General features: G+C 60.1%; 12 protein-coding genes. All 12 read left to right on the top strand.

The genetic code is table 11. The features are described from left to right. Positions 1-40: 40 nt before the first annotated feature. The 12 genes from I7X09_RS25675 (at position 41) to I7X09_RS25620 (ending at position 14,463) form a co-directional block, all read left to right on the top strand. The gene (locus I7X09_RS25675) at positions 41-1,486 is read left to right on the top strand and encodes a polysaccharide biosynthesis tyrosine autokinase (protein WP_095971961.1); all 1,446 of its coding nucleotides are present in this window, start codon (positions 41-43) and stop codon (positions 1,484-1,486) included. A gap of 343 nt (positions 1,487-1,829) precedes the next feature. Beyond that, positions 1,830-2,252 carry a hypothetical protein gene (locus I7X09_RS29535; protein ID WP_234036712.1) on the top strand — a complete coding sequence of 141 codons (423 nt, stop codon included), beginning with the start codon at positions 1,830-1,832 and terminating at the stop codon, positions 2,250-2,252. Positions 2,253-2,901: 649 nt separating this feature from the next. Continuing rightward, the gene (locus tag I7X09_RS25665) at positions 2,902-4,425 is read left to right on the top strand and encodes a sugar transferase (protein ID WP_200314312.1); all 1,524 of its coding nucleotides are present in this window, start codon (positions 2,902-2,904) and stop codon (positions 4,423-4,425) included. Next, complete coding sequence (locus I7X09_RS25660) at positions 4,412-5,710, top strand: O-antigen ligase family protein (protein WP_200314310.1); 1,299 nt, start codon at positions 4,412-4,414, stop codon at positions 5,708-5,710. Before I7X09_RS25665 ends, I7X09_RS25660 begins: the two co-directional genes overlap by 14 nt. Positions 5,711-5,750: 40 nt before the next feature. Continuing rightward, positions 5,751-6,923, top strand: a complete 1,173-nt coding sequence (locus I7X09_RS25655) for a glycosyltransferase family 4 protein (protein WP_234036711.1) — start codon at positions 5,751-5,753, stop codon at positions 6,921-6,923. Continuing rightward, the gene (locus I7X09_RS25650; RefSeq protein WP_200314306.1) at positions 6,920-8,131 is read left to right on the top strand and encodes a hypothetical protein; all 1,212 of its coding nucleotides are present in this window, start codon (positions 6,920-6,922) and stop codon (positions 8,129-8,131) included. Before I7X09_RS25655 ends, I7X09_RS25650 begins: the two co-directional genes overlap by 4 nt. Continuing rightward, a complete protein-coding gene (locus I7X09_RS25645) occupies positions 8,128-9,024 on the top strand; it encodes a glycosyltransferase family 2 protein (protein WP_200314304.1) in 897 nt (298 codons plus the stop codon). The genes I7X09_RS25650 and I7X09_RS25645 overlap by 4 nt, the downstream gene beginning before the upstream one ends. Further along, positions 9,021-10,187: a glycosyltransferase family 4 protein gene (locus tag I7X09_RS25640; protein WP_166812191.1), complete on the top strand. Its 1,167-nt coding sequence runs from the start codon at positions 9,021-9,023 to the stop codon at positions 10,185-10,187. Before I7X09_RS25645 ends, I7X09_RS25640 begins: the two co-directional genes overlap by 4 nt. A 5-nt stretch (positions 10,188-10,192) precedes the next feature. Beyond that, positions 10,193-10,990 (top strand): WecB/TagA/CpsF family glycosyltransferase, encoded by a 798-nt coding sequence (locus I7X09_RS25635; RefSeq protein WP_124567360.1) that lies wholly within the window; start codon positions 10,193-10,195, stop codon positions 10,988-10,990. Positions 10,991-11,087: 97 nt separating this feature from the next. Further along, on the top strand, positions 11,088-12,119 hold the full coding sequence (gmd, locus tag I7X09_RS25630; RefSeq protein WP_095971940.1) for a GDP-mannose 4,6-dehydratase: 1,032 nt from the start codon (positions 11,088-11,090) through the stop codon (positions 12,117-12,119). Continuing rightward, positions 12,116-13,084, top strand: a complete 969-nt coding sequence (locus I7X09_RS25625) for a GDP-L-fucose synthase family protein (protein WP_166812186.1) — start codon at positions 12,116-12,118, stop codon at positions 13,082-13,084. The genes gmd and I7X09_RS25625 overlap by 4 nt, the downstream gene beginning before the upstream one ends. 53 nt (positions 13,085-13,137) lie before the next feature. After that, entirely contained in the window at positions 13,138-14,463 is a 1,326-nt protein-coding gene (locus tag I7X09_RS25620; RefSeq protein WP_166812184.1) for a UDP-glucose dehydrogenase family protein, read from the top strand. The last annotated feature ends 95 nt before the right edge of the window (positions 14,464-14,558 follow it).

The raw sequence follows: 14,558 nt of genomic DNA, 5'->3' as shown, positions 1-14,558 counted from the left end.
CGAAGACGTGATACGTGTTCGAGCCGAAGGAGATTCGACGATGGATGTACGGGACTACCTGAAGATTTTGCAGGCACGGTGGAAGATAGTCGCTGTCGTCACTGTGGTCGTGATCTTGGGCGCATTGGGCGCCTCGTTGATTGCGACGCCGGTCTACCAGGCTTCCACGCGCCTGTTCGTGTCGACCTCTACCGGAACAACCGTGAACGAGGCTTACCAAGGTAACCAGCTCTCGCAGCAGTTGGTCACTTCCTACGCCAAGCTCCTTACCGGCGAGACACTGGCACAAAGAACGATCGATTCAGTCGGGCCCGATCGGCTCGGCGGGCTTTCCGCTGCGGAGATTTCGTCCAAGGTGACCGCGACATCGGCGCCGGACACGGTACTTCTCGATTTGAGTGTGCAAGATGCGTCGCCTGAACTGGCACGTGAAATCGCAAATGCGCTGTCGGACGAGTTTGTCGTCATGGTCAAAGATCTGGGTACGCCTGCGAATGGTGGCACAGCGCCGGCGCGCGTCGTTGTCGAGCAGCGAGCACAAACTCCCGCGGAACCGGTGTCGCCGAAGACATCGCGGAACGTGGCGCTCGGTGCCGCGATCGGGCTTCTGCTGGGGATCGGGTTGGCTGTGGTGCGTGATCGCCTGGACAACACCGTCAAAGAGCGCAAGGTGGTCGAAGACATCGCCGGCGCGGCGATGGTGGGAACAATTCCGTTCGACAAGGAACGCGAAGTTCATCAAGCGATCAACTTCCACGAGGGCAATTCCGCAAGTGCCGAGGCGTACCGCGAGCTCCGAACCAATCTGCAGTTCCTGGCCGTGGATCGCCCACCGAGTGTCATCGTCGTCACGAGTTCTCTTCCCTCCGAGGGAAAGACCACGACTGCGGTCAACATCGCACTCGTGTTGGCCGAGGCAGGCAAGAAGGTGTGTCTCGTCGAAGGTGACCTTCGTAAGCCTCGCGTTTCGAAGTACCTTGGACTTATCGGAAGCGTCGGTCTGAGTTCGGTCCTGGCCGGGCAAGCAGACCTGGACGACGTACTTCAAGTTACGAGCAATGCCGACCTGACGGTTCTTGCCTCGGGTCCGATTCCTCCGAACCCGAGCGAATTGCTGGGCACTGACACTGCTCATGCAGTCTTTGCCGACCTCCGCAGAAGGTTCGACTACGTCATCATCGACGCCTCGCCGTTGCTTCCTGTTACGGATGCTGCAGTTCTTTCAGCTCTGGCGGACGGTGCGCTCGTGATTGCGCGTCACGGCTCGACGAAGAGGGAACAGCTGAGCAGGGCGGTCGGCAATCTCCACAGTGTGGGTGCGACGATTCTCGGCACCGTCATCACGATGACCCCGCTGAACGGCCGTGGATCCTACGAATACAAGTACTACTACGATTCCGATCCGGTTGTCGCTGACGTGGCCGTGGGAGGTTCCGTGGACAGCAATCCAGTTGGCGAACGAAAGGTCACGTCGACAGTCATCTGACTTGGTCGTACTTTAAAACCCGACGCCTCACAGGGCCCCCGAGCAATGCTCGGGGGCCCTTCTCTATGTGGTGAATCGGACGCAATCTCTAGTCGGGTCCTCTGAGTCTGCGACGCGCATTGCCGGAATGCAGGTTCATCGGTCGTCGCAGTAGTTGGGTAGATCGATCTGGTTGCATCCCGCGATAGATTTGGACAGAGGGTGCAGGAGCTGTTCGCGCAGCCGGCGGCGTTGCCGGGCCCGACATTGTCCCGGCAACCAACTGGCGGATCGCTCGAGACGGTAAGAAGGGGTCCGGCCGTCGGAACACCGGAAAGGGAGAGCGTCGACTGCTCTGCGGGAGTTGCTCACGTATGCCACACAACCGGTGGGCCTCGGTCGTGTCTTGATGACTTGCGACGAAACGAACGCGGGTTCGCGTAAGGCCATTGAAGCGTGCGGGGTTTTCTCGATAGCCTGCGCCCAGCTGATCAGTTGTCCCGCAACGTCGATTATTCGAGAGACACGCTCCGCTACTGGGTGCCAACCAGCGTGTCGAGCGTCAGTTGACCCTATACGTGGCCACACACGCTGGCCATGGCCATCAGTAGCGGTGTCCCCGCTTTGCAGCCGGGGGGCTATACAATTCGCACCTCTCGAATTCAACTGTGCTGCAGCTATTTTAGGACCTCGCAGACTGTCGTTGAGGGAGCAGGCTCCTCCTTTCGCATGTCCGAATTCTCGGTGTCACCCGATCGCAGGTTCGCGCATTGTCGGCCCGTCGTAGGTAAGACACCCATAGGCGAAGTATCGGACAATCGTCCAGGGTTGAGGCGACGCTGAACGCATCAAAGCATGGTTTGCAGAGCGATTACCAACTGCGTGCTTGTTTCCGTCCAAACGTGGAGTCCAATTGACCACGGAAATGAAAACTATAGGTACGCAACGGTAATAGTGGGGAATGTTCGCACCTTCCTGCTTGGAGGGTAAGTAACTGAGTTCAATGCCGGAGTCCGGAAGAAGTTCGGAAAGCGCTATTGCCACGTTGTCCGGAATGTGGCAAACTCCTCACTGGTACTGACCAGCTAGCCGAATAATTGCCAAGTCCTGAGTCCCGGCAATATCGAGGCTGGCGACGTCAGCGGGCGAGGAGAAATCGCCGATCGTCCCGTGTTTGGGTCGTTAGTGGACTCTGCTTCAATCATGGGATGTGAGCTGCGGCAATGCCGCATCAATCGACCGTTGGGCCGAGGCCTGACAATAGTCGCCGGGCTAACTACAAGGCGCACGTAATGCGACCATTCGCACTGAACGCAGTGATGCGGAGCAGTTGCTTCGCAGTCGAAGTATCGGGATTCGGCACGGCGGTCCGATGGACCTCGGCCGGTGAACAGCTTCAGGCCGAATTCTGTGCATGGGGAAAGGTATCTGAACACATGACGGTTCTCGATATGGCCGCGCCTACGAACGAACGGCCACAACAACACCGACGAGTAGCGCCGGAGCGGGCTGGTGGAGTGTCCGCACGCAGGAAATGGCAATCTGCGTATCTTCGTCGCCTGGCGATCACCGACACGATCATCGTTGCGGCAGTTGTGTTTCTGGCTCAATGGTGGCGATTCGGTAGCGACGCGGATGTCGTCGACGGTGAAGCGTTCGGCCATTTGAGCTACACCGCACTGTCTTTCGCCCTGATCATCGGCTGGTTCGCCGTACTGAGAGTGTTTCGCACCAGATCTCCTCGGGTGATCGGAAGCGGCCCTGAAGAGTACCGATTGATCGCTGTCGGAACGCTCCGCCTGTTCGGACTGATTGCGATCGCCAGCCTTCTCGTTCACCTGGAGATCGCGCGCCTGTACCTCGCAGTTGCGTTTCCGATGGGATTGACCGCCTTGATCGCGAGTCGTTGGATCTGGCGACGGGTGATTGCTCGTGAGCGGGCCCGAGGTGAATTTCGAACTGCAGTTCTCGTGGTCGGTGTGCGAGGGGCGGTTGTCGATCTTGCACGCAACCTCGAGCGCGACGATGCCCATGGATACCGAGTCGTCGGCGTCTGCGTACCTGGCTACGGCGGAGACGTGGGCGAAGTTGTCACAGTGAACGGCCGGGACATTCCGGTGCTCGGGGACGAGCACAGCGTCGCCGACGCACTCGAACAGGTCGGGGCCGACACGGTGGCGGTGACGGCGTCGGAGCGACTCGGACCGGAAGGGCTGCGCAAACTGGCCTGGGAACTCGAGCGTGATCATGTGGACCTTGTTGTCGCACCGGGGATTCTGGACGTGTCCGGACCGAGGCTGTCGATGCGCCCGGTCGCTGGATTTCCGCTGATCCATGTCGAGCGTCCGCGCTATCACGGCGCACAGAAGTTCACGAAGACGACCTTCGACATCGTCTTCGCAACCGTGGTACTCGTCGTGATCAGTCCGGTGCTTCTGGCGGCTGCGATCGCAGTCAAGCTCACGAGCAAGGGGCCGGTTCTTTACAAGTCCGAGCGGATGGGGTTGGACGGGCAGCCGTTCCCGATGCTCAAGTTCCGCTCGATGGTCCAGAATGCGGATTCTCAGGTCACGGCGCTGATGAAGGAGAACGAAGGCGCCGGGGTGCTTTTCAAGATGCGAGACGATCCGCGGGTGACGACTGTCGGTCGTTTCATGCGTCGGTACTCGATCGACGAGTTGCCCCAGTTCGTCAACGTCCTTCGGCGAGAGATGAGCGTCGTCGGACCGCGGCCACCGCTTCGGCGCGAGGTCGAGATGTACGACGGTGCGGTCAGTCGCCGACTGCTGGTCAAGCCCGGTGTCACCGGCCTGTGGCAAGTCAGTGGACGTTCGGATCTTTCGTGGGAAGACACTGTCCGCCTTGACCTTTCCTACGTCGACAACTGGTCGATGATGGGCGACGTCATGATCGTCGCGAAGACGCTCAAGGCGGTGGTGGGAAGTGATGGCGCCTACTGACCAGAAGGCGGCACCGGTGCCGTGCGAAAATGAGGCACCGAACAATCCGCTGATCTTGCGAACGGCATTGGTGATCGCGGTCATCGGCGCGAGCGGAGCCTTTCAGGCGTACACGCAGAAGACAGCTCTCGGATCGTTGCTCGTACACGGTTCGGCCGTTCTCGCGGCGACACTGGCGTTGGTCTACTTCCTCGATCGGCGATACTCACGGAATGCGACCTGGCCCGTCTTCGCGCTTCTGATCGCGGCCTGCGTTCCGGCGACCAGCTGGTACTGGTCGACGCTACCCCGGAACTCCGCAGTCGCCGGCATCGTCATCGTGTGCCTGGCGATCACGGGAATCATCGTCGCCCGGGAGTTGACCTTCGCGGTGCGAGTGCGGACTGTGGCCATCACCTTGCTGGTACTACTCGTCCTGTCTCTGATCGTAGTGATTCTCGATCCTTCGACTGGCATCGACGTGGACACCCGCGCCGTTGCCTATCGCGGAATCTTCACCCACAAGAACACTTTGGGCCGAATGGCTGCGATCGAAGTTGTTCTCGTTGCTGTCATACTCATGCTTCCCGACGTCAAGCGGATACCGTGGGTGGCGGCGCTTGCTGTCGCGGGCATCGTGTTGTTCGAAGCCCGGAGCCAGACCAGTCTCGTCGCTGCTGGGATTGCACTGGCGACAGTGCTTGCTCTGAAGTGTTTTCGACGGACTCCGAACGCTCACCTCGCCTCGACGGTGATCATCGGGCTCTACATCGGGGTGTCCGGCGCGATGAAGGTGCTCGGACCCGATGTCGCAGCGATACTCTCGCGAGATGTCACGTTGACCGGCCGGCTACATCTCTGGACGGTATCCGGCTACTACGCCGAACAGCGGCCTCTGCTCGGCTGGGGCTTCGGCTCGGTCTGGGCACCTGACAGCGCCGTTGGACAGATGATCCGGTCCAAGCTGTCCTTTCCGGCGACCAGCGCGCACAACGGAATGCTCGACATTCGTCTGCAGATCGGTTGGATCGGATTCCTGCTGCTGTTGGCCGGCTTTTCCCTGCTTCTGAGCACGGCGCTCGGGCGAGCTCGCAGCAGAACGGAGTACATCGCCGTCGTCGCGATCATGGTTCTCGTCTTCTCGATGGACTTGACGGAATCGACGCTCTTCTTCGGCGCCATGTGGTTGATCGTATGGGTCTTCCTGGCACCGTACGGACCCTCGACGCACCGCTCTCACAGTGCGCGGCGTGCCGACACGAACGATGTGTACAGCCTCGCTACGCAGCAAAGAGGAGGTCGGTGAGATGTACAAGACGTTCGATGTAGCGCGTTCGAAGCCTGATGTGACCCTAACGCCCGCCGGTGGATCCACGCAGCCGAAAGCCTTGATGTTCCATGCGATCTATCGGAACCCGGGTGGCGAGGAGCAGAGCTTTGCGAACGAATCCAAGCTCCTCGAATCGATCGGATACGAGACGGTTCGGTGCACCACGGACAACTCCGAGATCTCCGGGGGACCGTGGGCGGCAGTCACAGCAGTATTCAGCCCGCGGGTACTTGTCGACGCGTTTCGTATTATCCGTTCGGAGCGGCCCGACGTCGTCTACGTCAACAATCTCTGGCCTGCGTTTTCGGCCTCGTTGCTCGTGGCTGCGCGAGCCGCCGGAATTCCTACGCTGCAGGCGGTTCGGAACTACCGCCTGGCCACGCCGTCAGCCAAGTTGCGCGGGGATGGCACGTGCACCGAATGTGGTTCCACGAACTACTTCTCGAGCTGTGTCCGCAACGGATGCTACGGCAACAGCCGACTTCAGAGCCTTGTCTGCTACTTGAGTGCTGCGGCAGTCAAGCTGAGCGTCTTGGGATGCAAGCAGCACAGGTTCGTGGCAACGAGCGCGATGACAGCGCGGCTGATCGAGGGACCACTGATCGATTCCGATCGCGTCGTGGTTCGTCCGAACTTCGGATTCGAAGAAAACAAACCCGCGTTTCGGAGCACTGATTCGGTTGTCTGCGTCAGCCGACTGACACCGGAGAAGGGTGTCCTGGACCTGGTGCGCAACTGGCCACAGGACGAGGGAAGTCCCTCGCTCACAGTGCTCGGTGACGGACCGCAGTACGCCGAGATCTCCAGCATCAGCGCAGCTCGCGACAACGTCACGTTGGCCGGATTCACTTCACACGAAGATGTGATCGAGATACTCCGCGACAGTGCGGCGTCCGTGGTGCCGTCTCAATGGGCAGAGCCGTTCGGACGCGTTGCGATCGAATCGATGTCGGTTGGCACCCCGGTCATCTACGCAACCAGCGGCGCTCTCGCGGACATCGTCGGACCTGGCGGAACGCCTCTCCATTCCTTGGATGAATCGTCGATTCGCGAGGCCCTCGACCGGATCTTCGGAGCGGACGACCGATCGGCGATACGTAAATCCGCATATCGCCACTACTCGAATCGCTTCACATCCCGCAAGGCAGCGACGTCGATGCGTGAGCTCATCAACGAGGTGAGATCGTGAACGATCGCACTCGACATGTGACATTCATGGCGGATCAGGCGCTTTCGAGCATCCTCACTTTTGTCGTCCTCACCTCGGTGGCACGACTCGGCGGTCCGATCGAAGTCGGACAGATTGCCGTGATTCAATCGGCGGGTCTGTTGGCACTGGCACTGGGGCGAGCGATCGGCGTCGACGTCTGGCTGTCACGAGGGGCGAGGACCGACGAGCTCGGACCGGCGTTGGCACCCACGATCGCGCTGGCGGCGGTATCAGTGACATCGGTGTGGGCTCTGTTCCTGATTGCCGGCTCGGACTCGATGAATCTCACGGTATACGCCTTGGCTGCAGCTGGTTTCGTGGTGTTCGACGTGATACGCACGATGCTGATGCACGACGGTGCGAGTTGGATCTCTGCGTCGATACAGATCGTGACACTATCGTTCGTCCTTATAGCAGCTTTCCTGGTCGAGAATCTGACACTTGCACTCGTGACCTATACGGTCGGTGTCTTCGTCGCGCTCGTTCTCGGTCACGCAACCATGCGTCTGATACCGCCGGTGCCGTCAATCAGGTACTCACGCACTCACCGGTACAGATCCGTGCCGTTTGCGATCGAGATATTGATGGGATCAGCTGCGCAGCAGGCGATGTTCTTGATACTGACCGTGGTGGCGTCGATCTCGATGATCGGTGAGATCAGAACTGCCCAGACACTGCTCGGTCCACTGTCCTTGATGTTCGCGGGCATCTCGCCAATTCTGATGCGCAAGTTCGGCAGTGGTGTCGAAGCGATGAGCCCGGCCGAGTGCATGGCACTCGGTCGCCGAGTGGGCTTGCAGGTCTTCTGGGTTTCGATCATCTGCGTTTCGCTGATCTGTCTCACGCTCGAGATTCGACTCTCGGGAGTGCGATTGATGGATCATCTGGTCGGGACGCACTTTCCGAACTTGATACCGGTCATTCTGATGTGCGGGCTGGCGGTGGCGTTCAACGGGATTCTTCTGGGCGTCGGCACGTCGATCCGCGTCCTGGACAAGACCGGAACCCTCAACACATTCCGCGCAGTGCTGCTGCCGGTGCAGTTTCTGATCGTTCTCGGGGCCGGACTGTCCGACGATGCCGTCTATGTCGCTGGAGCCTTGGCGCTGTCGGCGTGTGTCAGCGCGAGCGTCGCACTCCTGGTCTCGATGAATCACGCCTCTCGACCGAAAGTTGATCTCTCATGAAGAACCTGAGCGGCGTCATGGTCGCGATTCTGACGTTCCGTCGAGAAGCCTCACTTGCTGTGTGCGTCGAGAGTGTCAAGGCGTCGATCGAGGGCGCCGGCGTCGAGGCCGAAATCGTGGTGGGCGACAACGATCCGGAATCCACGACGCCGATATGTGTCGCCGACGGGATCGAACGATTGCATCTCGGATTCGGCGGGGTATCTCCGGCACGACGTGCGCTGGTCGATCTCGCCCGTGCACGAGATCGTCGGTACATCATCTTCGTCGACGACGACGAGTACGTCGACTTCGACTGGCTGTCGAATCTCCTCACCTGCGCCGCAGATTTCGACGCAGGTGCTGTGGCCGGTCCCGTGATTCCGGTGGGCCTGCCCGCCTCGGAACTTCCATTGCACACTCGCGTTCGACATTCGACCGGGACGCCGGTTGCGTCGGCAGGTGCTGGAAATCTGTTGTTGGACCTGAAAGCTTTGAACGGCTTGAACTTCAGTGACGACTGGGATCTACCTGGCGGCGAGGACACCGAGTTCACGCTCCGGATGAGTGCCGGCGGTGTCCGGCTGCTGTGGTGCGACGAGGCGCTTGCGTACGAACCCGTCGACGAGGAACGGCGTCGGAACTCCTGGCTCTTCGCCCGGTACGTCAACAACGGACGAATCCTCGCGGTCTGTCAGGGACAGCTCGGACTGCCACTGCTGACGGTTCAGATTGCCAAACGCGCTTTGCTCGTACTCGCGTCGGCGACCTTGATCCCCGCTGCCCTGATCAGCCCACGGATCAAACGCGTGGTTCTCGACAACGGTGCACGAAACATCGGTTGGTTCTCAGAGCAATTCGGCCACCGCGGTTCACGGATGCCGCGCGCACAGAGGCTCGAGGTAGCGCGATGACACGGTTGTTGATGACGGCATACGCCTGCGATCCGAATCAGGGGAGTGAATCCGGGGCGGGTTGGGCGCTTCTCTCGGCGGCTTCCGAACTGTGTGAGTCGATCACGGTGGTGACTCGCTCCGGTGAGGCCCCCACATTGGAATCAGAATGTGAACAGCTCGGTTGCGAAGTTCGTGTCGTACGAATAGCGACTTTGACCGCGGAAGAAGCCGGATCGTACGGTCGATATCTCCGATGGCTCTGGCACACTTCACTGTTCGTTCGTCGTGAAGCGGCACACTTCGACGTCCTGCACCATGCAACGTTCGCGTCCGACTGGCTGCCCCCACCGGTGCTGTTCGGTGGAGCCGGCGGCGCACGACTCGTATGGGGGCCTGCCGGGGGCAACACCTACCCGCCGATGCCACTCGCCAAGCGCATCGGTTTGCGGTATCTGGCAACCACGGCAGTTCGGACCTGCTCGACGAAAGCCGCTCGGTCACTGACACACATCTTCATGTCAGGACGAGTCGACACTTTCATCGCGATGAACTCCGACAGCGGACGTGGCGCACCGCGGGCACGCAACGTCGTCGTCCAACCCAATTGTGTCCTGGACTACGACGGAATCGAGAAGCAAACGGTACCCAGGCCGAAACGAAGACTCTTGTTCGTAGGAAGACTGTTGCAGTACAAAGGAATCGATCTGATTCTGGATGCGCTCGAGCAGCTGGGCACCGAGTGGTCCATGACCTTTGTCGGGGAGGGACCCGCCCGTGGGCGGATTGAGATGTCGCTTCCGTATCGCCGCGGTCAGATCACGCTTCGCGGGTGGCGCGACAGATCGGAAGTGGTGGGCGAGATGGGGGCCTCCTCCGTTCTGCTCTTCCCGAGCATGCACGATTCGGGCGGCTGGGTGGCGGCCGAAGCAGCGGCCGTGGGCCTGCCGGTGGTCTGTTTGGATCTCGGCGGTGTACCGACACTGGCCGGTAGGAACGCCGTGGCGATCCCGGTTGCGCCGGCGTCGACTCTCGTCTCGCGTATCGCTCGATCGGTTGTCGAGACAGAGCTTTCTCTCTTTGAACCGCAGCGTGATTGGACTCGATCTCGGTTGAAATCGGTCTTGTCGCGCAGCTACGGCCAGTGCAATGAACGTCAACAAGGGAACGCTGAAAAGTGGTGAGACAGATGAGCAGTCCGTTCGAGGTCATCGAGGTGGGTGGCATTCCGTTTGCCGCGACCAACCTCGAGGGAGCTACTGATTGGGTAGTCAACGACAGACGAGAGGGAGCGGGAACCGGAGTCTCCGTGAGGTTGTCGAATTCCTACTGCGTGTCGGCGGCGCACAACGATCGTGACTACTCCGCGATTTTGAAGGGTCCCGGTGTGAACTTCGCAGACGGAACCCCGGTCAGTTGGGTGATGCGCCTTATCGGCGCCACCGCTTCCGATCACGTCGGTGTTCGACCAGTCCGGGGTCCATCGTTCTTCGAGGCCACCCTGGACAAGGGGCGCCGCTACGGCCTTCGTCACCATTTTGTCGGCACGACAGAAGAGACGTTGAGTCTTTTGACGGATCGAGTGGAAGAGTTGTACCCGGGCATCACGGTGGCTGGCACTTACGCCCCGCCGTTTGCCGCGTTCAGCAAGGAGTTCGTCGATGACATCATCACGAAGGTCGGTCCGTCGGCGCCGGACATCGTGTGGGTCGGCTTGGGAGCGCCGAAGCAGGATTTTGTCACGAAGGCGATAGCGGATCGAACGGACTACGTGGCCGTCGGTGTCGGCGCGGCCTTCGACTTCTTGGCCGGAACCGTTTCTGAGGCACCGTCTTTCGTACGAAATTCGGGATTCGAGTGGTTGTATCGACTTGCATCGGAACCCAAACGTCTGTGGCGGCGCTACCTGTTCGGTAACTCGACATTCGTCCGGTTGGCATCGCGCGACATTCGAAAGTTCCTCGGCCGTTCGAGAGGACACGCATGAGCGAGATCAAGACTGCCGGTCGATTCGGAGGAATACGGACCACAACCGTGGTTTCGCAACTATCAGGCGGGCTGTCCCGCAACGGAAGGAACGCAGGATGAAACGCGCACTGATTACCGGAATCACGGGGCAGGACGGCTCGTACCTCGCCGAGTTGCTGCTCTCCAAAGGCTACGAGGTTCACGGACTGATCCGTAGATCGTCGACGTTCAACACTTCGAGGATCAACCACATTTATGTGGACCCCCACCATGTGGATGCGCGGCTTTTCCTTCACTACGGTGACCTCAGTGACGGAGCGCGCCTGGTGACGCTGCTCGCGCAGATCAAGCCGGACGAGGTGTACAACCTTGCTGCGCAGTCTCACGTCCGGGTCAGCTTCGACGAACCCGAACACACGGGGAACACGACGGGTGTGGGGTCGATCCGTCTTCTGGAGGCGGTGCGGATGGCGGGGCTCGACTGCCGGTTCTACCAGGCGTCGAGTTCTGAGATGTTCGGTGCGACGCCACCGCCGCAGAACGAGGAGACGCCGTTTTATCCACGCTCTCCCTACGGTGCGGCGAAGGTGTACTCGTACTGGATTACGAAGAACTACCGTGAGGCGTACGGGATCTTCGCGGTGAACGGAATTCTGTTCAATCACGAGTCTCCCAGGCGCGGTGAGACGTTCGTGACGCGCAAGATCACGCGTGCGGTGGCGCGTATCAAGGCAGGGATCGAGGATCATCTGTACATGGGTAATCTCGACGCGATTCGTGATTGGGGATATGCGCCGGAGTATGTCGAGGGTATGTGGCGCATGTTGCAGGTCGACGAGCCTGAGGATTTTGTGCTCGCCACCGGTGGCAACTATTCGGTGCGCGACTTCCTGACAGTCGCTTTCGAACATGCGGGTCTGAACTGGGAAGATCACGTGCGATTCGACGAGCGGTACCTTCGTCCGACTGAGGTCGACGCCTTGATCGGGGATCCGAGTCATGCCGAGCGCAAACTCGGGTGGAAGGCCGGAGTGCACACCCCCGAACTGGCCCGGATCATGGTCGACGCAGACATCGAAGCGCTCGAACATGAGGGGCGCCCGTGGATCGACACTCCGGCACTTCCCGACTGGTTGGCGACGCGATGAGTGATTCGTTCGCAGCGCGAGCGCTCGATCGAGGCGCACCGTTCTACGTAGCCGGACATCGAGGATTGGTCGGCTCCTCGGTGTGGCGGCACCTGGAATCCGAAGGCTTCACGAACCTTCTCGGAAAGTCGTCCGCCGAACTCGATTTGCGTGACCGGGACGCTGTCTTCGATTTCTTTGCCCGCGAAAAGCCGACCAATGTGATCCTCGCAGCAGCAAAAGTTGGTGGAATTGCGGCGAACAGCGCGTTCCTCGTCGACTTCCTGTCGGAGAATCTTCGGATCCAGGTGAACGTGCTCGACGCTGCGCTTGCACACGGCGTCGAGCGTCTCCTGTTCCTCGGATCATCGTGCATTTACCCGAAATTGGCGCCGCAGCCGATCAAGGAGGAGTACCTGCTCACCGGGCATCTCGAGCCGACCAACGATGCCTATGCAATTGCAAAGATTGCGGGAATACTCCATGTCCAAGCTGCCAGACGACAGCATGGTCGATCCTGGATCTCGGCGATGCCCACCAACCTGTACGGCCCGGGCGACAATTTCTCGCCGCGCGGATCGCATGTACTGCCCGCCCTCGTTCGGCGTTACGACGAGGCGCAGTCGTCCGCAGTGCCGTTGGTTGTCAACTGGGGGAGTGGCAATCCTCGCCGTGAATTTCTGCATGTCGACGATCTGGCGTCGGCGTGTCTGCATCTGCTCGACAACTACGACGGTGCATCGCATGTCAATGTCGGAACCGGCGAGGATCACACAATTCGTGAGATCGCTTCGATGGTTGCCGACGAGGTCGGATACACCGGCGAGACGCGATGGGACACCTCGAAGCCTGACGGAACGATGCAGAAACTTCTGGACGTGAGCATGATTCGAGAGATTGGATGGCGGCCGACCATCGGATTGTGCGAAGGGATCGCGTCGACGGTCTCGTGGTACCGCGACAACATCGGTGCCCTACGTACGTGAATTTCCCATCCCATCAACACTTCACACACTCTCGAGAAAGTAGATCGAGCACCATGAGCACTCGCATAGCAGTTTTCGGCACGGGATACCTGGGCGCGACACACGCGGCCTGTATGGCCGAACTCGGTCACGAGGTCCTCGGAGTGGATGTCGATGCGGCAAAGCTGGAGAAACTGGCAGCAGGGGAAGTTCCTTTCTACGAGCCAGGTTTGCGTGAGGTTCTACGAAGAAATATCGATCGAGGAAGACTGAAGTTCACGTCGTCTTACGAGGAAGCCGCTGAATTTGCGGACGTGTACTTCCTCGGGGTCGGTACACCGCAGAAAAAGGGCGAGTTCGCTGCGGACATGATCTACGTGGATGCCGTGATCGAGACTCTGGCACCGCTACTCACCAAGCCCTCGGTCATCTTCGGGAAGTCCACGGTACCGGTGGGCACCGCGGAACGGCTCGGTAAGCGCGCGCGGGAGCTGGCACCGAGCGGCGACGCCGTCGAAGTGGCGTGGAATCCCGAGTTTCTCCGTGAGGGATTTGCCGTCCAGGACACATTGCATCCCGATCGTCTGGTGCTCGGGGTCGACCGCAATCGACACGGACGCGCGGAATCTGTTGCGCGCGAGGTATATGCAGACCTTGTCGATGAGGGGATTCCCTTTCTCGTCACGGACCTGGCTACGGCGGAGTTGGTCAAAGCATCAGCGAACGCATTCCTGGCCACGAAGATCTCGTTCATCAACGCCATTTCCGAAGTGTGCGAGGCTGCTGGTGCCGACGTCACAGTGCTCGCCGACGCGATCGGATACGACGTTCGGATCGGACGTCGATTTCTCAACGCGGGAATTGGTTTCGGGGGAGGCTGCTTACCGAAGGACATCCGTGCCTTCATGGCTCGCGCCGGTGAACTAGGTGCCGACCAAGCACTGACGTTCCTTCGCGAGGTCGACAACATCAACATGCGCAGACGTACACGCATGGTCGAATTGGCACGGGAGGCATGCGGATCGCTGCTCGGCGCGAGAGTTGCAATTCTGGGTGCCGCGTTCAAGCCGGACTCGGACGACGTTCGTGACTCGCCGGCGCTCAATGTCGCGGGCCAGATTCAGCTCCAAGGTGCCGCGGTGAACGTGTACGACCCGAAGGCCATGGACAATTCGCGTGCGCTGTTCCCGACGTTGACCTATTCGGCAAATGCGTTGGAGGCCTGCGAAGGTGCTGATGTCGTCCTGGTGTTGACCGAGTGGCCCCAATTCTTGAAGTTGCAGCCGTCCGATCTTGATTCGGTGGTTCGCAAGAAGGTGATCGTCGACGGGCGCAATTGCCTTTCCCCCGACGACTGGCGAGGCGCTGGTTGGACATACCGCGGATTGGGACGTCCGTGAGTACCAGGCATCGTGCCTGCTGCAGTTGATCGATATCGAAGTTGAGAAAGCCCGGTTCGCCCTCGCGGTCTGACCGGCAAGAACCGCTCAGACCC

The sequence above is a fragment of the Rhodococcus sp. P-2 genome, assembly GCF_016598535.1.
GTDB classification, from domain to species: Bacteria; Actinomycetota; Actinomycetes; order Mycobacteriales; family Mycobacteriaceae; genus Rhodococcus_F; species Rhodococcus_F baikonurensis.
Note: the sequence above shows the minus strand (reverse complement) of the source record. Positions and strands in the feature narration are given on the sequence as shown.